Origin of the sequence: Serratia marcescens (assembly GCF_029846115.1) — a bacterium.
Lineage (GTDB): Bacteria > Pseudomonadota > Gammaproteobacteria > Enterobacterales > Enterobacteriaceae > Serratia > Serratia marcescens_L.
Window position 1 is genome coordinate 3,970,893 of sequence record NZ_JARVZZ010000001.1, and the last position, 22,587, is coordinate 3,993,479.

Annotated in this window: 18 protein-coding genes and 1 pseudogene; 6 read left to right on the forward strand and 13 right to left on the reverse strand. The window is 58.4% G+C overall.

The genetic code is table 11. The features are described 5' to 3' along the window. Nucleotides 1-7 precede the first annotated feature (7 nt). From phoH to putP, 5 genes are all read right to left on the reverse strand, one after another. Nucleotides 8-796, reverse strand: a complete 789-nt coding sequence (gene phoH / locus QDT79_RS18905) for a phosphate starvation-inducible protein PhoH (protein ID WP_015378226.1) — start codon at nucleotides 794-796, stop codon at nucleotides 8-10. A gap of 718 nt (nucleotides 797-1,514) precedes the next feature. Continuing rightward, nucleotides 1,515-2,813: an iron uptake transporter deferrochelatase/peroxidase subunit gene (gene efeB, locus QDT79_RS18910; RefSeq protein WP_063990240.1), complete on the reverse strand. Its 1,299-nt coding sequence runs from the start codon at nucleotides 2,811-2,813 to the stop codon at nucleotides 1,515-1,517. 11 nt (nucleotides 2,814-2,824) lie between these two features. Next, complete coding sequence (gene efeO, locus QDT79_RS18915; protein ID WP_308316915.1) at nucleotides 2,825-3,961, reverse strand: iron uptake system protein EfeO; 1,137 nt, start codon at nucleotides 3,959-3,961, stop codon at nucleotides 2,825-2,827. 20 nt (nucleotides 3,962-3,981) lie between these two features. Beyond that, nucleotides 3,982-4,827: an iron uptake transporter permease EfeU gene (gene efeU, locus QDT79_RS18920; RefSeq protein ID WP_063990242.1), complete on the reverse strand. Its 846-nt coding sequence runs from the start codon at nucleotides 4,825-4,827 to the stop codon at nucleotides 3,982-3,984. A 245-nt stretch (nucleotides 4,828-5,072) separates the two neighbouring features. Continuing rightward, nucleotides 5,073-6,557: a sodium/proline symporter PutP gene (putP, locus tag QDT79_RS18925; RefSeq protein ID WP_063990243.1), complete on the reverse strand. Its 1,485-nt coding sequence runs from the start codon at nucleotides 6,555-6,557 to the stop codon at nucleotides 5,073-5,075. Nucleotides 6,558-7,128: 571 nt separating this feature from the next. Here putP and putA point away from each other — a divergent pair. Next, nucleotides 7,129-11,100, forward strand: coding sequence for a trifunctional transcriptional regulator/proline dehydrogenase/L-glutamate gamma-semialdehyde dehydrogenase (gene putA, locus QDT79_RS18930; RefSeq protein WP_107226371.1), 3,972 nt, complete (start codon nucleotides 7,129-7,131; stop codon nucleotides 11,098-11,100). Nucleotides 11,101-11,309: 209 nt separating this feature from the next. Then, nucleotides 11,310-11,408: pseudogene (locus QDT79_RS18935) on the forward strand (type II toxin-antitoxin system HicB family antitoxin); the annotation flags it as partial. Between the two features lie 29 nt (nucleotides 11,409-11,437). Here QDT79_RS18935 and tcyN read toward each other — a convergent pair. The 7 genes from tcyN to QDT79_RS18970 all read right to left on the reverse strand — a co-directional run bounded on the left by tcyN (nucleotide 11,438) and on the right by QDT79_RS18970 (nucleotide 17,411). Next, nucleotides 11,438-12,190, reverse strand: coding sequence for an L-cystine ABC transporter ATP-binding protein TcyN (tcyN, locus tag QDT79_RS18940; RefSeq protein WP_060424097.1), 753 nt, complete (start codon nucleotides 12,188-12,190; stop codon nucleotides 11,438-11,440). Nucleotides 12,191-12,193: 3 nt separating this feature from the next. Beyond that, nucleotides 12,194-12,856, reverse strand: coding sequence for a cystine ABC transporter permease (gene tcyL / locus QDT79_RS18945; RefSeq protein ID WP_041035592.1), 663 nt, complete (start codon nucleotides 12,854-12,856; stop codon nucleotides 12,194-12,196). Further along, nucleotides 12,856-13,656, reverse strand: a complete 801-nt coding sequence (tcyJ, locus tag QDT79_RS18950; RefSeq protein ID WP_063990245.1) for a cystine ABC transporter substrate-binding protein — start codon at nucleotides 13,654-13,656, stop codon at nucleotides 12,856-12,858. The genes tcyL and tcyJ overlap by 1 nt, the downstream gene beginning before the upstream one ends. A 115-nt stretch (nucleotides 13,657-13,771) precedes the next feature. Then, nucleotides 13,772-14,764: a D-cysteine desulfhydrase gene (locus QDT79_RS18955; protein WP_019452928.1), complete on the reverse strand. Its 993-nt coding sequence runs from the start codon at nucleotides 14,762-14,764 to the stop codon at nucleotides 13,772-13,774. 124 nt (nucleotides 14,765-14,888) lie between these two features. Next, complete coding sequence (fliZ, locus tag QDT79_RS18960; RefSeq protein ID WP_063990246.1) at nucleotides 14,889-15,398, reverse strand: flagella biosynthesis regulatory protein FliZ; 510 nt, start codon at nucleotides 15,396-15,398, stop codon at nucleotides 14,889-14,891. A gap of 55 nt (nucleotides 15,399-15,453) precedes the next feature. Then, entirely contained in the window at nucleotides 15,454-16,176 is a 723-nt protein-coding gene (locus QDT79_RS18965) for an RNA polymerase sigma factor FliA (RefSeq protein ID WP_004934752.1), read from the reverse strand. Nucleotides 16,177-16,358: 182 nt separating this feature from the next. Continuing rightward, the gene (locus tag QDT79_RS18970) at nucleotides 16,359-17,411 is read right to left on the reverse strand and encodes a flagellin FliC (RefSeq protein WP_063990247.1); all 1,053 of its coding nucleotides are present in this window, start codon (nucleotides 17,409-17,411) and stop codon (nucleotides 16,359-16,361) included. A 282-nt stretch (nucleotides 17,412-17,693) separates the two neighbouring features. Between QDT79_RS18970 and fliD the strand changes: the two genes are divergently transcribed. From fliD to QDT79_RS18990, 4 genes are all read left to right on the forward strand, one after another. Continuing rightward, complete coding sequence (fliD, locus tag QDT79_RS18975; protein WP_063990248.1) at nucleotides 17,694-19,094, forward strand: flagellar filament capping protein FliD; 1,401 nt, start codon at nucleotides 17,694-17,696, stop codon at nucleotides 19,092-19,094. 26 nt (nucleotides 19,095-19,120) lie between these two features. Beyond that, nucleotides 19,121-19,531, forward strand: a complete 411-nt coding sequence (gene fliS / locus QDT79_RS18980; protein ID WP_025303243.1) for a flagellar export chaperone FliS — start codon at nucleotides 19,121-19,123, stop codon at nucleotides 19,529-19,531. Continuing rightward, nucleotides 19,531-19,899, forward strand: coding sequence for a flagella biosynthesis regulatory protein FliT (fliT, locus tag QDT79_RS18985; RefSeq protein ID WP_004934765.1), 369 nt, complete (start codon nucleotides 19,531-19,533; stop codon nucleotides 19,897-19,899). Before fliS ends, fliT begins: the two co-directional genes overlap by 1 nt. Before the next feature lie 308 nt (nucleotides 19,900-20,207). Then, the gene (locus QDT79_RS18990) at nucleotides 20,208-21,068 is read left to right on the forward strand and encodes a helix-turn-helix transcriptional regulator (protein WP_130018231.1); all 861 of its coding nucleotides are present in this window, start codon (nucleotides 20,208-20,210) and stop codon (nucleotides 21,066-21,068) included. Nucleotides 21,069-21,546: 478 nt separating this feature from the next. Here QDT79_RS18990 and QDT79_RS18995 read toward each other — a convergent pair whose 3' ends face one another. Continuing rightward, a complete protein-coding gene (locus QDT79_RS18995) occupies nucleotides 21,547-22,476 on the reverse strand; it encodes a LysR family transcriptional regulator (RefSeq protein ID WP_107226374.1) in 930 nt (309 codons plus the stop codon). Nucleotides 22,477-22,587: the final 111 nt, after the last annotated feature.

A 22,587-nucleotide genomic window follows, 5' to 3' on the forward strand; every position in this document is an offset into this window, starting at 1 on the left:
GGATAGGTTAACTGTAAGCGTTGAGCGTGCGCTGGCACAAAGCGGAACGCACGCAGTCCTGTTTTTCAAAGCGGATAACGCCGATCATCTCGTCCTCTTCGAAGCGCTCCAGCGCGTCGCTGAGACCGGATTTCACGCCGCGTGGCAAGTCGCACTGGGTCACGTCGCCGTTAACGATAACCGTCACGTTTTCGCCCAGACGGGTCAGGAACATTTTCATTTGGCTGGCGGTCACGTTCTGGGCTTCATCCAGGATAACGACCGCATTTTCGAAGGTGCGTCCGCGCATATAAGCGAACGGCGCAATTTCTACCTTACCGATTTCCGGGCGCAGGCAGTACTGCATAAAGGAAGAGCCTAAACGACGTACCAGAATGTCATACACCGGGCGGAAATAAGGGGCGAACTTCTCGGAGATATCCCCCGGCAAGAAACCGAGGTCTTCGTCCGCCTGCAAAACAGGACGGGTAACGATAATCCGATCCACCTCTTTATGGATCAGCGCCTCCGCCGCCTTGGCGGCGCTGATGAATGTTTTGCCACAGCCGGCTTCGCCGGTGGCGAAAATCAGCTGCTTATTCTCTATGGCTGATAAGTAATGACCCTGAGCTTCGGTTCTAGCCTCGATGGGTGAGCTATCGCGCTTGTCTCGCGCCATGCCGATAGACTCGACTCCCCCCATTTGCACCAGCGAGGTCACAGACTCTTCTTCCAGCTGGCGATGACTACGAGCGTCACGACGAATAACGCGTTTCGCTTCACGACGTGCTTTGATCACTGCTTTCTGTCTACCCATAGTGGCACCTTACAGTTTGTTTCACCTACCGCAACGGCCAGGCCGCGCGATTATGTTTCACACACGTATTAGGTTTTGGCCTCCTCCGAGCCAATAAGAGCCAAGGGACAACGTGAATCGACGGCAACGCTTAAGCGCCGTTTTTTCACGGGACAACGCGGACTGCATCAATAAACGTGGAGTAAAAAGTGATGAGATTCGGTAGCGATAAGGGTGCGGAGTTGCCGGTAAAAGAGAGTCGGAGAGAGAACCCTCGTTACAACGAGAAATCAGGGGAGATGTGTTATTTTTTCTTTCCAGCCCAGCCAAGGACTTTACCATTAGCGATCCCCGCAGTGATATTTACAGCTTCAAGCTGTGCACCGTGTGAAAACTACCGCCAGATGATTACAGTATAATGACATTCAATCCTGTCGCGTTACTAAAATGTAAAAAAATTTTATATCTTTTGTTTTCAGTTAGCACAAAAACACTATATCACGCTCGTCACGTCATTCCATAAAAATTTTATTCCTATAAATATCAATAAATTAAAATTAAAAACCGTGAATGACACTTTGGTTTCCCGATTAAAATTTACACAACTCAAAGTCGGCGGGCCGTTCAGATTTTTTAATCTGCAGGCGAAGGATTGAATTGAACTCCGTCGCTTAATGTCCCGCGCAATAGGCAAGCCAAAGTAAAACGAGGCGGAAGATCCCGCCTCGTCATTGCGCACTCAGGCCTTGAGCAGGCCGCTGGCCAGATAGTCGCCGCCCTCTTTCACGCCCGGCAATACGAAGAAATATCCGCCGCCGATCGGCTTGATGTATTCTTCCAGCGCTTCGCCGTTGAGCCTTTTTTGCACCGTCAGGAAGCCTTTTTCCAGATCGGCCTGATAGCAGACGAACAACAGCCCCATTTCCAGCTGCCCGGCATTGGAAACGCCAAGGGAATAGCTATAACCCCGCCGCAGCATCAGGTTGCTTTGGCTTTCCGGCGTGCGGGGGTTAGCCAACCGGATGTGCGCGTCCATCGGTATCACCTTGCCGTCGGGATCGTTCGCGTAGTTCGGCTCGTCATGTTCATGCTTCATGCCTAACGGCGCGCCGCTGTGCTTTTCGCGACCGAAAATAGTTTCCTGCTCCTGCAGCGGCGTGCGATCCCAAAACTCCACGCGGAAGCGAATAATGCGCGCCGCCTGGTAGCTGCCGCCGGCCGTCCACGCAGGTTCACCCACGTTGTCACCGACCCACACCACTTTATCCATCAGCGGTTTGTCGTCGGTTTTCGGGTTGGCGGTGCCGTCTTTGAAGCCCAGCAGATTAATCGGCGTCTCTTTGCCTTTGCTGCGTGCCGCATGCGCGGAGATAAACCCTTCCCGCTTCCAGCGCACGCTGAGCAGATCCGGCGAGTGCTTGATGATATCGCGCAGCGCATGGAGAGCGGTTTCATTGGTGTTGGCGCAAATCTGCAGCAACAGGTCGCCGTGGCACAGCGCGGCGTCCAACGCATCGTTGGGGAAGCGGGTCATTTTCTGCAACCGCAGCGGCTTTTGCGCCTGCAGGCCAAAGCGTTCGTCGAACAGCGATGCGCCGACCGAGACGGTGATGGTCAGGTTGTCCGGGTAAATCTCCGGCCCCATGATGCCGGAATCGAGCGGCGGTAGCTTGGCATCCACCTCCGGCGCCTTGCCGCCGTGGGTCAGGAAGGCGATGCGATCGGTCAATAGCCGGAACAGCCGCTCCAGCTCCGCTTTATTGGTCGCCAGCACGTCGAACGCCACCAGCATCATCGCCGCCTGTTGCGGCGTCAGCACCCCGGCCTGATGGCGGCCATAAAACGGCTGTTTCTGCCAGCGCTCATCCTGCGGCGTCGCCAACGGCTCCGCTGTGTTGCCCGCCGCCTGCGCCAGGCGGCTGCCGCCCAGCGCCAGTGCGCCCAGCCCCAGCCCCTGCAGCAAACGGCGCCGCGAAGGCGATGCCGCCCCCTGCGATTGCGGATGCGGCCCGCTGTGCGGGCCTGCCTTGTTGCTCATAACCGTATGCCTCAGTCCAGGCCCAACACGCCGCGCAGTTGGGAAAGGTCTTCCGCCAGCGTGGTGATCGGCCCTTTCAACGCGTTGCGATCGGCATCGCTCAGCTTCTCGTAGGACTCATAGCCTTCTTTGGTTTGGTACTTCGCCAAAATGGTGTCCACGGTTTTGAAGTTAGCGTCAATCTTGTCCAGCAGCGGCTTGTTGGCTTTGACCAGCAGCGGGCGCAGCAGATTGACGATCTTCTGCGCGCCGTCGACGTTGGCCTGGAAATCCCACAGGTCAGTGCGGCTGTAACGGTCTTCTTCACCGCTGATCTTGCTGGCCGCCACTTCTTCGATTAACCCGGCGGCGCCGCCCACCACCTTGCTCGGCGGGAAGGTCAGTTCACCCACGCGTTTTTGCAGTTCAACGGTGTCGTGATACAGACGATCGGCATATTTGCCCATGTCCTTGGTCGAGTTGTCGGCAAACAGCGCCTTCTCCAGACGGTGGAAACCGGTGAAGTTCGGATCCGCCGATTTCTTCTCGTAGTCGTCTTCACGGGCGTCGATGCTGCCGTCCAGATCGGAGAACAGCTCGGCGATCGGCTCGATGCGCTCATAGTGCTGGCGGGTCGGCGCGTACAGCTTGCGCGCTTGCTCCACGTTGCCGGCCTTCACCGCGTCGGTGAACAGCTTGGTCTGTTTCACCAGCCCATCGACTTCTTTAGTGACGTAGACTTTGTACTCGGCAATCGGGCCAACCAGATCCAGCGCGCTCGGTTTGCCGTCGGTAGCGCCGTTGTCCGCCGCGATGACGGTCAGTTTGCCTTTCGGATTGCTCAGCAGCCCGCAGGTCATGTCATATTCGCCCGCTTCCAGCGTGGCGGTCATTTTCTGGGTAAAGCCCGGCGCGATGTTCTCGCGCTCTTCCACCACCATCACCCCTTTCAGGATTTCCCATTCGACGTTTTTCTGGCTGGTGTTGTGCACCACAAACTGCGTCTTGCCGGCCGGCACCGTCAGCTGCATCGGTTCACACTGCTTGTCGTTGACCGTGACCTTGACCTGCGGCACGTCCGCCGCCAACGCGTCGATGCTCAGCGCAAACGCCGGGATAGCCAGTAATGCTGCGTGCAACGCCTTGCGGCGAAATAACGGAGTAGACATACGAGATTCCCTATTAAACATTAATGATTGATTTTACGTTGCGCCGGGGCCGCTGCCGGCTCCGCGCGCTGCGGCAGGAAAAAGAAAATCAGCGCCGGGATCAGATACAGGAAGTAGACCGCCACTTCGCTGACCGTCGGGGCTTCCTGATAACCGAGAATACCTTCCAGCAGGGTGCCGAACAGCGAATGGGTCGACAGGGTGCTGCTGAAATCGAAGGCGATAGCCTGGAAGTGGTTCCACAGACCGGCTTCGTGGAAGGCGCGGATCGCCCCGGCGGCCAGGCCGGCGGCGACGAACAGAATGAACAGGCTGGTCCATTTGAAGAACTTGGCCAGGTGCAGCTTCACCCCGCCCCAGTAAATCATCATGCCCAGCACGATGGCGGCCACCAGGCCGAGCACCGCGCCGATCGGCGCCGCGGCGCCCACGTCTTGCTGAAACGCCGCCAGCAGGAAGAACACCGACTCCAGCCCTTCGCGCGCTACGGCGAAGAACACCATCGCCACCAGCGCCCAACCCTGCCCTTTACCGGCGTTGAGCGCGTGATCGATCGCGCCTTCCAAATGCACCTTGACCGATTTGGACACCTTACGCATCCAAAACACCATATAGGTGAGGATCAGTACCGCCACCACCGCGACGATGCCTTCGAACAGCTCCTGCTGTTTCTGCGGGAACTCGCCGGTGGTCTCATTGATGAAGATGCCGAGCGCCAGACACAGCGCCGCGGCGACAATCACGCCGATCCACACCGCACCGAGCCATTGGCTGCGCTGCGTGCGTTTCAGGTAGCTGGCGATCAGGCTGACGATCAGCGCAGCCTCCAGCCCCTCGCGGAACATGATAAGAAAGGGAACGAACATAAATAATCACCCCTGAAAAGACCGCGGCGGCAGAGAAAACTGACTCGAAATGAGCGGCGGCAACTCTGTAAAGAAACGTAAAATACAACGAGAGTGATTATCATTCTGCCAAGAAGAAATACAAGAGGCGCAAGCGTGATTTTTTCTAATCAAATGTCGCCAGGTGTTACAGCCGGATGACGGTGGTAAACAGGAAAAAAGAAGGGGCGCTCTGCGCGCCCCTTGCTGACTGACATCGAACGGCGTTATACCGTTTTGTACTCGGCTTCCGCCTGATCGAAACGCTCGGTCATGGTGGAGGAAGGCTGGCGGCCCATCAGGCTCACTACCACGATCGCGAGGCAGCCCAGGATGAAGCCTGGGATGATTTCATACAGGCCCAGCCATTCGTACTGTTTCCAGACGATCACCGTCACCGCACCGACCAGCATGCCGGCCAGCGCGCCGTTGCGGGTCATGCGCGACCACAGCACCGAGATCAGCACAACCGGGCCGAAGGCGGCGCCGAAACCGGCCCAAGCATAGCTCACCAGGCCCAGCACGCGGTTCTCCGGGTTGGCCGCCAGCGCGATGGCGATCAGCGCCACCACCAGCACCATCACACGGCCGACCCACACCAGCTCACGCTGGCTGGCGCCTTTGCGCAGGAACGCCTTGTACAGGTCTTCGGTGATCGCGCTGGAACACACCAGCAGCTGGCAGCTCAGGGTACTCATGACCGCCGCCAGAATCGCCGACAGCAGCACGCCCGCCACCCATGGGTTGAACAGCAACATCGCCAGCTCGATGAACACGCGTTCGCCGTTCTGCGACACGTTACCGGCTTGATCCGGGTTATTGGCGAAGTAAGCGATGCCGAAGAAACCGACGGCGATGGTGCCGGCCAGGCACAGGATCATCCAGGTCATGCTGATGCGACGCGCGCTGCGGATGGTGCGGTGGGAGTCCGCCGCCATGAAACGCGCCAGGATGTGCGGCTGGCCGAAGTAGCCCAGGCCCCAACCCAGCAGCGACAGGATGGCGACGAAGTTCAGCCCCTTAAGCATGTCGAGGTTGGCCGGGTTCTGCGCCTGGATCACCAGCATCGAGGTATCGATGCCGCCGACGGCGAAAATCACGATCACCGGCGTCAGGATCAGCGCGAAAATCATCAGGCTGGCCTGCACGGTGTCGGTCCAGCTCACCGCCAGGAAACCACCGATAAAGGTATAGAGGATGGTCGCCGCGGCACCGGCCCACAGGGCGGTTTCGTAGCTCATGCCGAAGGTGCTTTCGAACAGGCGTGCGCCGGCTACGATACCCGAGGCGCAGTAAATGGTGAAGAACACCAGGATGACGATGGCCGAGATCACCCGCAGCAGCTTGCTGTTGTCTTCAAAGCGGCTGGTGAAATAGTCCGGCAGCGTCAGGGCGTTGTTGTTGGCTTCGGTATGAACGCGCAGCCTTCCTGCCACCAGTTTCCAGTTCAGGTAAGCGCCGATGGTCAGGCCGATGGCGATCCAGCTTTCGGAAATGCCGGAGAGGAAGATGGCGCCCGGCAGGCCCATCAGCAACCAGCCGCTCATGTCGGAAGCGCCGGCGGACAGCGCGGTCACCACGCTGCCCAAACTGCGGCCGCCGAGAATATAGTCATCAAAGTTGTTGGTTGCCCGGTAGGCAAGCAGGCCGATCAGCACCATCCCGAAAATGTACACCAGGAAGGTCACCAGCATAGGTGTGCTCATTGTCATTTAATTCTCCACTTTCATTATTATTCGCGTTTCGCTCCGGCCAAGCCGGCGCCGGTAAACCCACGCGCAATGCATTTTACTGGCCGCCGCGCCGGAACGTGGCGCAGCCTGCAAGCAAGTGCAGGTAAAATAGTTTCTGCCCGTAATTGTTGACCGTCGGTTATCCTAGATGAGCCTTTCATCAACCAACAAGATATTTAACAACAAAGTTACACAAAGTTTACCCTGCGTCACATTTACCGGGCCCGAAGGTTGCACTCACGACAAGTAAAATGAGTTGCACCCTCTTATTACCCTTATATACCGCAAGGTATAACGCCTGCGGCATCATAACCCCCGCCGCATTCGCTCAATAACGCAACATTCGTGCCAACTGCCGATGTTAAAAAATCGATGAAACTCACACTTCGCTCATCAGCCTGATTTAACAAGGTTGCACAAAGTTGCAACATGCAGGATATTGTCTGCATTCTTGACACCACACATCTCACGAACCTATCCCAACAGGCTTTCCGGCCTGCTGTTTGTCTAGCCTGATGGGATAGGTTCTAAACACAGGAGTTGGATTGGCATGGGCACTACCACAATGGGCGTGAAACTCGACGAGGCAACACGCGACCGGATCAAGAGCGCCGCACAGCGTATCGATCGCACGCCGCACTGGCTCATCAAGCAGGCCATCTTTAATTACCTCGAGCGTCTCGAGAGCGGTTCCGATATTCCTGAAATTCCCGCGCTGGCCGCTGCGGGCCAGCCTGAAGCGGACGACATTATGCCGCAAGCGCAGGAAGAGTCACACCAGCCATTCCTCGATTTCGCCGAACAAATTCTGCCGCAGTCGGTCACCCGCGCCGCCATCACCGCCGCCTATCGTCGCCCGGAGACCGAAGCGGTGCCGATGTTGCTTGAACAGGCGCGATTACCCGCCGATCTTGCTCAGGCCACTCACAAAATGGCCTATGGCATCGCCGAGAAGTTGCGTAACCAAAAAAGTGCAAACGGCCGCGCCGGCATGGTGCAAGGTCTGCTGCAAGAGTTCTCCCTCTCTTCGCAAGAAGGCGTGGCGCTGATGTGCCTGGCGGAAGCGCTACTGCGCATTCCGGACAAACCGACCCGCGATGCCCTGATCCGCGACAAGATCAGCAACGGCAACTGGCACTCGCACCTGGGGCGCAGCCCATCGCTGTTCGTCAACGCCGCGACCTGGGGCCTGCTGTTCACCGGCAAACTGGTGTCCACGCATAACGAAGCCAATCTGTCCCGCTCGCTGAACCGCATTATCGGCAAGAGCGGCGAACCGCTGATCCGCAAAGGCGTGGACATGGCGATGCGCCTGATGGGCGAACAGTTCGTAACCGGTGAAACCATCGCCGAAGCGCTGGCCAACGCGCGCAAGCTCGAAGAAAAAGGCTTCCGCTACTCCTACGACATGCTGGGCGAAGCCGCCCTGACCGAAGCCGACGCGCAGGCCTACCTGGTTTCCTACCAGCAGGCGATCCACGCCATCGGCAAAGCTTCCAACGGCCGCGGCATCTATGAAGGCCCCGGCATCTCCATCAAGCTGTCCGCCCTGCACCCGCGCTACAGCCGCGCGCAGTACGAACGCGTCATGGAAGAACTCTACCCGCGCCTGCTGTCGCTGACCCTGCAGGCACGCCAATACGATATCGGCATCAACATCGACGCCGAAGAGGCCGACCGCCTGGAGATCTCGCTCGATCTGCTGGAGAAACTGTGCTTCGAGCCGCAGTTGGCCGGCTGGAACGGCATCGGCTTCGTGATCCAGGCCTACCAAAAACGCTGTCCGTTCGCCATCGACGCCGTGATCGACATGGCGCAACGCAGCCGCCGTCGCCTGATGATCCGTCTGGTGAAGGGCGCCTACTGGGACAGCGAAATCAAACGCGCCCAGATGGACGGCCTGGAAGGCTACCCGGTCTACACCCGCAAGGTCTATACCGACGTTTCCTACCTGGCCTGCGCCCGCAAGCTGCTGTCGGTGCCGAACCTGATTTATCCGCAGTTCGCGACCCACAACGCCCATACCCTGAGCGCCATCTATCACCTGGCCGGCAACAACTACTACCCTGGCCAGTATGAGTTCCAGTGCCTGCACGGCATGGGTGAGCCGCTGTATGAGCAGGTGGTGGGTAAAGTGGCCGACGGCAAACTGAACCGCCCTTGCCGCATCTATGCGCCGGTCGGCACCCATGAAACGCTGCTGGCTTACCTAGTGCGCCGCCTGCTGGAAAACGGCGCCAACACCTCGTTCGTCAACCGCATCGCCGACGCCACCCTGCCGCTCGACGAGCTGGTGGCCGATCCGGTCAGCGCCGTGGAAGCGCTGGCGGCCAGCGAAGGTCAGATTGGCCTGCCGCACCCGCGCATTCCGCTGCCGCGCGAGCTGTACGGCGAGAAGCGCACCAACTCCAGCGGTCTGGATCTGTCCAACGAACAGCGTCTGGCCTCGCTCTCCAGCGCCCTGCTCACCAGCGCCAGCCATCCGTGGCGCGCGGACCCTATCATCGACGCCGAATTGGATCAGGGCGTAGAGCAACCGGTGATCAACCCGGCCGAGCCGGGCGATGTGGTCGGCTACGTGCGTGAAGCCACCGAAGACGAAGTCAGCCGTGCGCTCGACGCCGCCGCGGCCGCCGGCCCAATCTGGTTCGCGACACCGCCGACGGAGCGCGCCGCGATCCTCGAACGCGCCGCCGAGCTGATGGAAAGCCAGCTGCAAAGCCTGCTGGGTATTCTGGTGCGCGAAGCGGGTAAAACCTTCAACAACGCCATCGCCGAAGTGCGTGAAGCGGTCGATTTCCTGCACTACTACGCCGGCCAGGTACGCGACGATTTCGCCAACGACAGCCACCGCCCGCTGGGCCCAGTGGTCTGTATCAGCCCGTGGAACTTCCCGCTGGCGATCTTCACCGGCCAAATCGCCGCCGCGCTGGCGGCGGGCAACAGCGTGCTGGCCAAACCGGCCGAGCAAACGCCGCTGGTGGCCGCGCAGGCGGTGCGTATCCTGCTGGAAGCCGGCATTCCGCAAGGCGTGCTGCAGCTGCTGCCGGGCCAGGGGGAAACTGTCGGCTCAACGCTGGTCAACGACGCCCGCGTACGCGGCGTGATGTTTACCGGCTCCACCGACGTCGCCGGTATTCTGCAGCGCAGCATCGCCGGTCGTCTGGATCCGCAGGGCCGCCCGACGCCGCTGATCGCCGAAACCGGCGGCCTGAACGCCATGATCGTCGACTCTTCCGCCCTGACCGAACAGGTCGTGACCGACGTGGTGGCCTCCGCCTTCGACAGCGCCGGCCAGCGCTGCTCCGCGCTGCGTATCCTGTGCATTCAGGAAGACGTGGCCGAACACACGCTGCAAATGCTGCGCGGCGCGATGGCCGAATGCCGCATGGGCAATCCGGAGCGCCTGTCTACCGACGTGGGCCCGGTGATCGACGCCGAAGCCAAAACCGGCATCGAACGCCACATCCAGGCGATGCGCGCCAAAGGCCGCAAGGTGTACCAGGCCGCCAAAGGCAGCGCGCAGGATGAGAAGGAGTGGGCGCGTGGCACCTTCATCAAGCCGACGCTGATCGAACTCGACAGCTTCGACGAGCTGCAAAAAGAGATCTTCGGCCCGGTGCTGCACGTGGTGCGCTTCCAGCGCAACAATCTGGACGCGCTGGTCGATCAGATCAACGCCGCCGGTTATGGCCTGACGCTGGGTATTCACACCCGTATCGATGAAACCATCGCCCGGGTGACCGAACGCGCCAAGGTCGGCAACCTGTACGTCAACCGCAATATGGTCGGCGCGGTGGTCGGCGTGCAGCCGTTCGGCGGCGAAGGCCTGTCGGGCACCGGCCCGAAAGCCGGTGGCCCGCTGTACCTGTACCGTCTGCTGGCCAACCGTCCGGACGACGCACTGCAGCGTACGCTGCACCGTCAGGACGAAGAGCGCCCGATGGAAGCCACCGCGCGGCCGCAACTGCTGGGCGCACTGCAATCGCTGGAGAAATGGGCGGTCACCAGCCAACAAGGCGAACTGGCGGCATTGGCGCAGCGCTATGCGGAACTGGGCCAGGGCGGCACCGTACGTCCGCTACCGGGCCCGACCGGCGAGCGCAATACCTATGCCCTGCTGCCGCGTGAACGCGTGCTGTGCCTGGCGGATAACGAAGCCGACGCGCTGATCCAACTGGCCGCCGTGCTGGCGGTTGGCAGCTGTGTGCTGTGGCCGGAAGCGGAACTGCAGCGCAATCTGTTCCGCCGCTTGCCGAACGATGTGCAGGCGCGCATTGCCTTCAGCAAAGACTGGCAGCAGGACAAGGTCGAGTTCGACGCCGCCATCTATCACGGCGATGCCGACCAGCTGCGTACCCTGTGCGAACAGATCGCGCAGCGCGGCGGCGCCATCGTTTCGGTGCAGGGCTTCGCTCACGGTGAAACCAACATCCTGTTGGAACGCCTGCTGATCGAGCGTTCGCTGAGCGTCAACACCGCTGCCGCCGGCGGTAACGCCAGCCTGATGACCATCGGTTAACGCATCGTCAAGGCGGCCATGCATTGCCGCCTGATTGGCTCACCGCGACGCAAACCCTGCACTTGTGCAGGGTTTTTTATTGCCCGCAGCCCGGTCAGCCGTTAGCGTCTTGTTATTCTTGCATGAGGATGTGGCGCCTCTATGGGCGATAACAACAGGGTGAGCTCAGAACGAATTAACCTGCTTGCAAGCCGCGGCAGAACGCTACGAGTCGCATTGACTCTCGGGTTCGGCAATATCAGGGATACGGTAGCCGCAGCGGATTTCTCGCCGCCGCCGCGCGAAACGCATTGTTGGAAACGGAGTGAATGCGGACGGGGGAAGCTCCCCCGTCGCCTTATTGATTCAGGAATTTGTCGAGGAATTGCTGGGTACGCTGGTGCTGCGGGTTGGCGAACAGCGCTTTGGCCGGCCCCTGTTCAACGATGCGGCCGTGGTCCATAAAGATAACCCGGTCGGCCACGTCGCGGGCAAAGCTCATCTCATGGGTGACGATCACCATGGTGCGTTTCTCTTCCGCCAGTGAGCGCATGGTATTGAGCACTTCCCCCACCAGCTCGGGATCGAGCGCCGACGTCGGCTCATCGAACAGAATCACCTCCGGCTGCATCGCCAGCGCGCGCGCAATAGCCACCCGCTGCTGTTGGCCGCCGGACAGCCGGCGTGGATAAGCCTGCTCTTTGCCGCTCAGGCCCACCTTGGCCAGCAACGCGCGGGCGCGCTGTTCCGCGCTGGCCTTCGCCTCGCCCTTGACAACCACCGGCCCTTCGATGATGTTTTCCAACACCGAACGGTGCGGGAACAGGTTAAAGTTCTGGAATACGAAACCGACCTGCTGACGCAGCGCCCGCACCTGATTTTTCTGCTTGCTCAGTGGCTTGCTGCCGTCGATCAGGATATCGCCGACGCGAATGGTGCCGGAATCCGGCTCCTCCAGCAGGTTAATGCAGCGCAATAAGGTGGTTTTCCCCGAGCCGCTCGGCCCGATGATCGCCACCACTTCGCCGGCGTCCACCGCCAGATCGATCCCATGCAGCACCGTCTGACCCTTGAACTGCTTGGTCAATTGCTTAACTTCGATGGCACTCATGCGTTACTCCTGATCCTGGCGATTAACGTGGGCTTCCAGACGGTTTTGCAGTGCGGAAAGCAGGGTCGCCATCACCCAGTAAATCAGCGATGCCGCCAGGTACATGGTAAACACTTCCAGCGTGCGCGAGGTGATCAGCTGCGCCTGGCGGAACAGTTCCGGCACCTGAATGGTGGCGGCCAGCGAGGTGTCTTTCACCAGGCCGATGAAGCTGTTGCCCAGCGGCGGCAAGGCGGTGCGCGCCGCCTGCGGCAGGATCACCCGGCGCAGGGTTTGCCAGCGGGTCATCCCGATGCTGGCGGCGGCTTCCCACTGGCCTTTGTCGATCGACGAAATCGCCGCGCGCAGCGTTTCCGAGGTGTAGGCGGCGGTATTGAGCGACAGGCCAATCAGCGCCGCCGGGAAAGGATCGAACTCGATGCCGAACTGCGGCAGACCGTAATAGATCATAAACAGCTGGGCGATCAACGGCGTGCCGCGGAACAGCGACACGTAAATGCGCGACAGCCACGCCAGCGGCCACAGCGGCGAAAGGCGCATCAGCGCCAGTAGAAATCCGAGCAGCAACCCCAGCGCCATGCCGCCCAGGCTGAGCTGAAGCGTCAGTATTGCGCCCTTCAATAAAAATGGCGCTGAATCCAGCGCCAGTTGAATACTTTCGTGCATTATTTAGTTACGTCCGCGCCAAACCATTTCTCGGAGATCTTCGCCATCGTGCCGTCTTTTTGCATCTCGGCGATCGCCTGGTCAATCGCGGCCAGCAGCTCTGGGTTGTTCTTGCGCAGCGCCACGCCGGACTCCTGACGAGAGAATGCCGGGCCGGCTACCGCCAGCGTATCGCCGGTTTTCTTCACCAGATCCAGCGCCGCCAGGCGATCCACCAGAATGGCGTTGATACGGCCAACGCGCAGATCCTGATACTTGGTCGGGTCGTCGTCGTAGGTACGCACGTCCACGCCCTGCACATTCTCGCGCAGCCATTGCTCATAGTTGGTGCCCAGCCCAACGCCGACCTTCTTGCCCTTCAGATCTTCCGGCTTGGTGATGGTGCCTTCGTTGCCTTTTTTCACCAGCGCCTGAATCCCGGAAACGGTGTAAGGGGTGGAGAAATCATATTTCTTCTTGCGCTCATCGGAGAGCGTCACCTGATTGATGACCACGTCGATGCGCTTCGAATCCAGCGAAGCCAGCATGCCGTCCCATTTGGTCGGGTTCAGCTTGGCTTTCACGCCCAGATGTTCCGCCAGTGCGTTGGCGAAATCCACTTCGAAACCGGTCAGCTTGCCGTCTTCCCCCTGGAAGCTGAACGGCGGATAGGTGCCTTCCAGCCCGACGATCAGCGTGCCGCGCTGTTTCACCTGCTGCAGCAGATTGTCGGCGGCATAGGTTTGAGTCGTCACACCGGCGGCCAACGCAATACCCACCACGCCCAACAGCCATTGACGACGAACTTTCGCAAACATCATAAACACCCCTGTGTGTTATTTATCTTTTTTGATATCAGCACTTTAACAGTGCGACCGCCCGCATAAAGGAATATAACCTTATAAATATAGTTCAAAATGGAATAACAAGCGGTATTTACACCTGCGGATGGTAGGCGAACAGCGCCGGCGCACCGCCGGTGTGAACGAACAGAATAGGGCCTTCATCGCGGAAGCGCCGCTGGGCGATGCCGTCGATCAAACCGGCCATCGCTTTGCCGGTGTATACCGGATCCAGCAACACGCCTTCTTGCTGCGCCAGCAGTTGCACCGCCGCCATGCCCTCTTCGTTCGGCATGCCGTACTGCGGCGCGAAATAATCATCCCACAGCGCGATCGGCGCCAGTTCATCGATATTCAGCGAACAGGCCAGGGCTTTTTGGATCTGCTCCACCTTCGGCAGCTGATCGATCACGGTACGCGAGACCGTCACGCCGATCAGCTCAGTCTCCGGCAACAGCTGCTGCAACCCCACCGCCAGCCCGGCGTGGGTGCCGGCGCTGCCGGACGCCACCACCACCGAACTGAACGCCACGTTGCTACGTTGGCTCTGCTCGGCGATTTCCAATGCGCACTGCACATATCCCAGCGCGCCCAGGGCATTGGAGCCACCCACCGGCACCACGTAAGGCCGGAAGCCCTGCGCCTCGAGGCGCATCGCCAGTTCCGCCAGCTGCTGCTGCGGATCGTGCAGCGCTTCGCACATCACCACCTCGGCGTTGAACAGGCCGAGCAACAGGCGGTTGCCGTTGGTCAGGTAGTTTTCCGCACGGGTATCGATAGGGTTTTCCAGCAGCGCGACGCAGTGCAGGCCCAGTTTCGCCGCCACCGCCGCCGTCTGGCGCACGTGGTTGGATTGAATGGCGCCGGCGGTGACCAGCGTATCGGCGCCTTGGCGCAGCGCATCGGCGGCCAGAAACTCAAGCTTTCTCAGCTTGTTGCCGCCCATAGCCATAGGGGTGACATCGTCACGTTTAAGGTAAATATCGCGGCCGAGGTAATCGGAGAGACGGGACAGCTTTTCCAGCGGTGTGGCGGTGCCAACCAGGTCCAGACGCGGAAATTGCGCCAGTTGTTGTTGCAGGTTCACTTCTTCCCCCCAGGGAATCGAATATCGACATCAGATAAGCGATAGATTTATCAGATGTGAACTGAATAATCATCCTTTATCACGGGGGAAACAGCGGGCCCCGGCCCAACGGCCGGGGAAAGTCTCAGTAGCTGCGCTGCCAGGCGAGGTACTGATCGTATTTGCGCAGCGCTATGCGGTAGTTGTTGTGCGCCGCGCTAGGCAGATCGTCGATGATACGCTGGTGACTGGCGCAGTTGGCGAACTTGTCCGCTGGGTAGTTGCGCGCCACCAACATTTCGTCCAGCCGGCGCAGCCGCACCACATACTCGCGGATGGTGCTGTGGCTCATCTCGGTCTGTTCGAACAGATACTGTTTGAACGCCATAATATCGAAATAGCTCGGGTGGCTGTTGCAGGAGATCTCGCTGCAAAAGCGGCACAGCGCGGTCAGCTCATGCTGCACGTTTTGCCAGACCGTATCGTCGATCGGTTGATCCATGCGCGCGATGGCTTCTTTATTGATGATTTTGCCGCGAAACACCAGCGCCATGCGGTCCAACAGTTTGCCGCACTGGGAGCAATGGGTCTGGCTGTGCTTGTAGTCTTTCAGGTAACGGCTAAGCGGCCGTTTCTTCAACAGTATTCCTGGCATAAGGGGCAGTCCGGTTGTCGCATGAGTCATCGAGTTGAGGGGCGGCGGGCCGCCGTCAGGTATCGTTCGCCAGCCGCGCGCGCAGCCGTTTGATCGCCTGACTGTGCAGTTGGCTAACGCGGGATTCCCCGACGTCCAGCACGGCGCCGATCTCTTTGAGATTCAACTCTTCCTGGTAATACAGCGTCAGCACCATTTTTTCGCGCTCCGGCAACGCCTCGATGGCGTCGATCACCCGCTGGCGCAGGCTGCCTTCCAACAGATGATGCAGCGGGTTGGCCTCTTCATGCCCTTCCAGCATCGGTTCCGCGTTCTCGCCATGCTCCTCGCGCCATTCGTCGTAGGAGAAAAGCTGGCTGTTATTGGTGTCCAACAGAATTTGACGGTACTCATCCAGCGAGATATTCAGCGTCTGCGCCACTTCCGTCTCGCTCGCCGGGCGGCCGTAACGCTGTTCCAGTTGCCGCATCACCTGCGCGACCTCGCGCGCGTGGCGCCGCACGCTGCGCGGCACCCAGTCGCGGCTGCGCAGCTCGTCGAGCATCGCGCCGCGAATGCGCTGCACCGCATAGGTGGTAAAGGCGGTTCCCTGTAGGGCGTCATAACGCTCAACGGCGTTCAATAGCCCGATTCCCCCGGCCTGCAGCAAGTCGTCAAGCTCCACGCTGGCGGGCAGCCTGACCTGCAGGCGCAGCGCCTCGTGGCGCACTAACGGGACGTAGCGCAGCCAGAGAGAATTTTTGTCCATCACGCCTTCGGCGGTATACAGATCGCTCACTATGTCTTAAACCTGCGGATAAGAGAGTCAGCGCTATTATGCGTAGGGGGCGGAATGCCAATCGGCTGAACAGTCGCACAAAACGGGCTTTATTTGCGCCATGTAATAACCGCGCGGTGCGCGAGCATAAAAAAACCCCGCCGAGGCGGGGTTTCTTTGCGACAGTTAATCGGGAGAGACGATTAACGCAGCAGGGACAGAACGTTCTGAGTAGACTGGTTAGCCTGTGCCAGAACAGAGGTGCCAGCCTGTTGCAGGATGTTGGCACGGCTCATGTTGGACACTTCGGTCGCGTAGTCAGCATCCTGGATACGGGACTGAGAAGCAGCCAGGTTGTTAACGGTGCTGTTCAGGTTGTTGATAACAGAATCGAAACGGTTCTGTACCGCACCCAGGGAAGAACGCAGGCCGTCAACCTGTGCCAGCGCTTTGTCCAGGGTATCCAGTGGGTTTTTGATGGTAACGTCAGCGCCTGCGGTCACTTTGCCGTCATCAGCAATGGTAGCTGCTTTGTAGGTTTTAGTACCGTCTGCAGCGGTGGTCTGCACGTAGTTAACCGCATTACCGTCTTTGTCTTTACCAGAAACCAGTGCTTCGCCTTTAGCAGCATCCAAACCCGACGCAGCTGCGTTATAAGCAACATCTTTAGTGGCACCTTTCACCATAGTACCGTCAGCGACTGCTGCACCAACAGATGGACCTTTGTCGGTCACGTTGAAGGTATCCAGACCCAGTTGCTTAGCGTCGATTTTTTTCAGGTTGATATCGATGGTTTCGCCGTCGTTAGCGCCAACCTGAATGGTCAGTTTCTGATCGCTGCTCAGCACTTTCACGCCGTTGAAGTCAGTCTGCGCGGAGATACGGTTGATTTCCGACATACGCTCGGTGATTTCGTCCTGGATGGACTTCAGGTCGCTGGTAGAGTTGGAACCGTTCTGCGCCTGTACGGTCAGACGACGGATGTTTTGCAGGTTGTCGTTAACTTCGTTCAGTGCGCCTTCAGTGGTCTGCGCCAGGGAGATACCGTCGTTGGCGTTGCGGGAAGCCTGAGTCAGGCCTTTGATGTTCGCGGTAAAACGGTTGGAGATCGCCTGACCCGCAGCATCGTCTTTCGCGCTGTTGATACGCAGACCGGAAGACAGACGCTCAATCGCAGTGCCCAGAGAAGACTGAGATTTGTTCAGGTTGTTCTGCGCCATCAGCGACAGGCTGTTAGTGTTGATTACTTGTGCCATTGTTTGCTTTCCTTACGAGTCAGTTGCGTTCTTCGCAACACAGTTAAAAAGGTTCGGGCTTATTTGCCCACGGCGTCAACCACCGTCCCCTCAGGTATCGGCCCTCTCCTACCAACCTTTAGCAATTTTTTAAAATTTTTTGCGCTTTCGGCAATGGCGGAAATAACGCGTTTTTTCCCTCTTCTATTGCGCCATCGGTTTTTTGTTTTTTTCGGTAAACTTTTTCATCACTGGGCCGATAACGCGTAAAGCGAATAAAGTCATAATCAAGGAGAATTACTCATGGCAACGATCAGTTCATTAGGTCTCGGCTCAGGACTCGACCTCAACGGCTTGCTGGATAAGCTGACCAAAGCGGAACAGCAGCGCCTGACCCCTTACACCACCAAACAGTCGAGCTATAACGCGCAGCTGACCGGTTACGGCACCCTGAAAGGCGCACTGGAAAAGTTCGACAACCTCAGCAAAGAGATGGCGAAAGAAGACTTTTTCAAGGCGACGACCGCCACCGAACACGACGCTTTCAAGATCACCACCAACGCCAAAGCGGTGCCGGGTAACTACGTGGTGGAAGTGAAGCAGCTGGCGCAGGCGCAAACCCTGACCACTCAGGCGAAAGTCAGCGATCAGGGCGCCAAGTTAGGCACCGAAAGCGCCACCGACCGCGCTCTGACCATCACCGCCGGCAACCCGCCGAAAGCCACCAAAATCCCGCTCAGCGACGATCAAACCTCGCTGCTGGAGCTGCGCGACGCCATCAACGGCGCCAAGGCCGGCGTTACCGCCAGCATCATGCGCGTCGGCGACAACGACTATCAGCTGGCGATCAGCTCCTCCACCACCGGCGAGAACAACAAGATTTCCCTCCAGGTCGACAATGACGACAAACTGGGCGACATCCTGAACTACAACGCCACCCGCGGCACCACCACCGCCATGAAGCAGACCGTTGAGCCGCAAGATGCGCTGTTGAAAGTGAACGGCACGGATATCAAGCGCAGCACCAACTCGATCAGCGATGCCCTGCAGGGCGTTACCATCGATCTGAAAACCAAAACCAAAGACACCGAGCCACAAAACCTGGTGATCAGCACCAACACCGCCGGCACCACCGACAAGATCAAAGAATGGGTCGACAGCTATAACTCACTGCTGGACACCTTCAACGCATTGTCCAAGTACACCCCGGTGAAAACCGGCGAAGCGCCAAACCCGAGCAACGGTCCGCTGCTCGGCGACAACACCCTGCGCGGCGTTCAGTCGTCGATCAAAAGCGCCCTCAGTGCCGCGCAAGACAACCCGGATTTGAAAGGCTTGGGCAACCTCGGCATCTCCACCAACACCAAGACCGGCAAACTGGAAATCGACAGCACCAAGCTGAAGAAAGCGATGGATGAAAAACCGGATCAGGTCAGTAACTTCTTCGTCGGCAACGGCAAAGACACCGGCATGGCCACCGAGATCCACAACGAGATCCAAAGCTACATCAAATCCGGCGGCATCATCGAGAACTCGACCAAAAGCATCAACACCAACCTCGATCGCCTGAACAGCCAAATCACCACGGTCACCGCCAGCATTCAGAACACCATCGATCGTTATAAACAACAGTTCGTTCAGCTGGATACCATGATGTCGAAAATGAACGGCACCAGTAACTATTTGGCTCAACAGTTCAAGTAACCCTTTAACAAGGTAAAGAAAACAGCATGTATAACCGTAGCGGCACTCAGGCCTATGCACAGGTCAGTCTGGAAAGCGGCGCCATGAGCGCCAGCCCGCACCAGTTAATCGTGATGTTGTTCGACGGGGCGCTCAGCGCCCTGCTTCGCGCACGCATCCTGATGAACCAGGGCGATATCGCCGGCAAAGGTATGGCGCTGTCCAAAGCCATCAATATCATCGATAACGGCCTGAAAAGCGGCCTCGACCCTCAGCAGGGCGGCGAGATCGCCGAAAACCTGGCGGCGCTGTACGACTATATGAAGCGGCGTCTGATGCAGGCCAACCTGCACAACGACGAAGCGGCGATCGCCGAAGTGGTCAAACTGCTGGAAAACATCGCCGACGCCTGGCGCCAGATCGGCCCCAACTACCAACCTTCGCAGGACGCCATGTAATGGAACGTCAACAGCAGCTGTTAGCCGCTTATCAACAAATTTACAGCCTGAGCAGCCAGATGATCGCGCTGGCGCAAACCGGGCGCTGGGAAGAGCTCGTCGAGCTCGAGTTCGCTTACGTGACGGCGGTGGAAAAAACCGCCGCCTTTACCGGGCAAGCCGGCCCTTCCATGGCGTTGCAGGAGATGTTGCGCAATAAGCTGCAACAGATCCTCGACAACGAAACCGAGCTCAAACGCCTGTTACAACAGCGCATGGATGAGCTGAAAATGCTGATCGAACAGTCCACGCGCCAGAACGTGGTCAACAATACCTACGGCCAGTTTCATGACCGTGCGCTGTTACTGGGGGAACCGCAGGTCCGATAAGATCGACAATACTGACGAAAATGGATTAAATAGCACTATGCGCTATTACTCTCGGGTTACGTTAGGATATTAATCTATGGCATTTGAATTATTCAGTTTATGGGTAATTGGTAAAATGCGCGCTTCGAGCCTGGCTCTCACTTTAATGGATAAACATTATCCCGACACGGACGTTTTCTGTTCAGCAGGAAATTGATTTTTGATAGATACAACACGCCGCTGTGTTTCACGGCCCATGGAAAAATGTTGCTCCAACGCGGATCAAAGCGTAAAGATATTCTCAGATAATGGCTGCGAAATGAATATCGATGGAACGTACAATTAATCTCTGTCCAGGAATTGGCGCCTCAGCGCACATCATTCAGCATACTGAATTATTATTCCCTTCAGTCTATTTTGAGCAACCACACCTGTATCTGATACAACAAGGCCATAAGCGCGTACGCTGGCAACAACACGAGGTGGTGGCTCATGCCGGCGAACTGTTGATTATCGACGGGGGGCAAACGGTGGATATTATTAACGGCCCCTCCGAAGAGGGGGTGTTCAGCTGCCAGTTGCTGACCTGCGACCCATTGCTGCTCACTATTCAGCCTCCAGCCGAGGAAGCGCCGGCGCCGATGCCGTTTGATGCCGTTCTGGCGCTGCGCAGCCTGCCCTGCGCGTTGAAACACAGTTTTGAGACCACCAGCCTGGCGCTGGCGCTCCGGCAGCGTTTTCCCACCATCATCGTGCGGCACAAAATGCTGGAAATTCTGCTGTGGCTGGCCCAATTCGGCATTCGCTTCATCCACAACGAAGCCAAGGACCTGACGCAGCGCGTGCGTCGCTGCCTGGCAACCGATCCACACAGCATTTGGACGGCCGCCAAAGTGGCGGAAAGCCTGTCGATGAGCGAAGTGATGCTGCGCCGCAAACTCTCGATGGAAAATACCGCGTTGCGCAACCTGATGATCGACGTGCGCATGAGCAGTGCGTTGGCCCTGCTGCAGTCGACCGACTGGCCGATCTCCGCCATCGCGCAACATGTCGGCTATGAAAGCGCATCACGTTTCGCCGAACGTTTTCGCAAACGCTTCGGTTTCGCCCCTACCGCTATTCGCGGTCATCAAAGGATTATGGAACCTGGCCCCGTGGGAACCGAAACGATAGCCGCCGGAGAAACATAACTGGACGCGCAACAAAATGGCTTTATTTGGCACAGGTCCCTAACCGTTGTCACAACGCTGAGATAGGCTACGCAACGTCAAATCGCCGAAGAGCAAATTAAACGATGCGTAATGAAAAGCGATTATTTTCTCTGGCAACAATGTTGTTGGGGCTGTGGCTGTTAGCATTGCCGTATGAAGAAGACATGATGCGCTTACTTGCCGCACAATAAAATGGCCAGGCTTTTATCGCCTGGTCAGACTTCAATCCAGTTTAACCAGAATGCCAATTAATACGACGAGTACCGTCAGCATTAAAATACTGATCAGGCGCCATCTGGATTCGCTTTTCGTGCTCATTGACCTGCCTCGAATAATAACCCTACTAATCAGGCCATAATAAACGGCCGCCTGCGCAGTCAATGAGCCTGACAGCGCCGTTTTCGTCCCTCTATTCGGAACATTAGCGCCCATTTCCTGTTGATTGTGGCACCAGCCATTACCGGTGCGATACCGCCGGCGCCACAAGCGCCAATTTCCCCGGCAGCTCCGCCACCAATTTGTCCACCGCCAGCCGTACCTTAAGCGGCTGGTAAGGCATATACGGCCATACCACATTCACCGGAAAACTGGGGCTGGACTCACCACGCATGAGCTCCACCAACGCCCCCGCCACCAGCCGATCGCGTACCAGCCACTCCGGCAGCCAGGCAATACCGGCGCCGGCGGAAACGGCATCGACGATCCCCTGCATATCGTCCATCATCATCTTGGCCGGTGGCCTGAACGGCCGCAGCTCGCCGTTTTCGCCGCGAAGTTGCCAGGGCAACACGGCGCCGGCGTGCAGATACCCCACCGCCTGATGTCGGCTTAAGGCGTCTACCGTGCGCGGTTCGCCGCAGCGCTGCAGATAATCGGGCGAAGCGCACAGGAGCATGCCGTGTTCACCCAGACGCCGGGCAACCAGACTGCCGCTGTCCGCCAGCTCGCCGATGCGTACCGCCAGATCGAACCCCTCGTCGACCAGATCGATCCTGCGGTCGCTGAACGAGATTTCCAACGCCAGCAACGGATGCTCATTCGCCAGCGCCGTCAGCAAGGGGGCGATGCACAGGTGGCCGAACAACACCGGCACTGAGACCCTGAGCCGGCCGCTGACCTGCATCTTGCCGCTGTCCAGCTGATTTTCCGCCGCCTGAATGTTCGCCAACGCCTGCCGACAGTGCTCGTAGTACAGCACCCCTTCATCCGTCAGGCTCAGGCTGCGCGTAGTGCGCATAAACAACATCACACCGAGTCGCGCCTCGAGCCGCGACACGATTTTGCTGACCGCGGAGCGCGTCAGATGCAGTTTTTCTGCGGCGGCGGCAAAACTGCCGCCTTCCGCCACGGCGACAAAAGCCGGCAGCGCGCTGAGATCGCTTTTCATTTTACCGTTTCCAAATTGGAATCAATTAAGTGAAAACCTATCACCACTGGTGAACATCAAGCAATGATAACCTGCAGTCATTCCGGAATTCCCGGTGAAAACCACAGATGA

Excerpts from the sequence above, each read along its gene's own strand:
- fliD (WP_063990248.1), top strand. The coding sequence starts at position 17,694 with ATGGCAACGATCAGTTCATTAGGTCTCGGCTCAGGACTCGACCTCAAC.
- putP (WP_063990243.1), bottom strand. The coding sequence starts at position 6,557 with ATGACAATGAGCACACCTATGCTGGTGACCTTCCTGGTGTACATTTTC.
- phoH (WP_015378226.1), bottom strand. The coding sequence starts at position 796 with ATGGGTAGACAGAAAGCAGTGATCAAAGCACGTCGTGAAGCGAAACGC.
- efeB (WP_063990240.1), bottom strand. The coding sequence starts at position 2,813 with ATGAGCAACAAGGCAGGCCCGCACAGCGGGCCGCATCCGCAATCGCAG.
- QDT79_RS18995 (WP_107226374.1), bottom strand. The coding sequence starts at position 22,476 with ATGAAAAGCGATCTCAGCGCGCTGCCGGCTTTTGTCGCCGTGGCGGAA.
- tcyN (WP_060424097.1), bottom strand. The coding sequence starts at position 12,190 with ATGAGTGCCATCGAAGTTAAGCAATTGACCAAGCAGTTCAAGGGTCAG.
- QDT79_RS18970 (WP_063990247.1), bottom strand. The coding sequence starts at position 17,411 with ATGGCACAAGTAATCAACACTAACAGCCTGTCGCTGATGGCGCAGAAC.
- QDT79_RS18990 (WP_130018231.1), top strand. The coding sequence starts at position 20,208 with ATGGAACGTACAATTAATCTCTGTCCAGGAATTGGCGCCTCAGCGCAC.
- tcyJ (WP_063990245.1), bottom strand. The coding sequence starts at position 13,656 with ATGATGTTTGCGAAAGTTCGTCGTCAATGGCTGTTGGGCGTGGTGGGT.
- efeU (WP_063990242.1), bottom strand. The coding sequence starts at position 4,827 with ATGTTCGTTCCCTTTCTTATCATGTTCCGCGAGGGGCTGGAGGCTGCG.
- fliS (WP_025303243.1), top strand. The coding sequence starts at position 19,121 with ATGTATAACCGTAGCGGCACTCAGGCCTATGCACAGGTCAGTCTGGAA.
- tcyL (WP_041035592.1), bottom strand. The coding sequence starts at position 12,856 with ATGCACGAAAGTATTCAACTGGCGCTGGATTCAGCGCCATTTTTATTG.
- putA (WP_107226371.1), top strand. The coding sequence starts at position 7,129 with ATGGGCACTACCACAATGGGCGTGAAACTCGACGAGGCAACACGCGAC.
- efeO (WP_308316915.1), bottom strand. The coding sequence starts at position 3,961 with ATGTCTACTCCGTTATTTCGCCGCAAGGCGTTGCACGCAGCATTACTG.
- fliT (WP_004934765.1), top strand. The coding sequence starts at position 19,531 with ATGGAACGTCAACAGCAGCTGTTAGCCGCTTATCAACAAATTTACAGC.
- fliZ (WP_063990246.1), bottom strand. The coding sequence starts at position 15,398 with ATGCCAGGAATACTGTTGAAGAAACGGCCGCTTAGCCGTTACCTGAAA.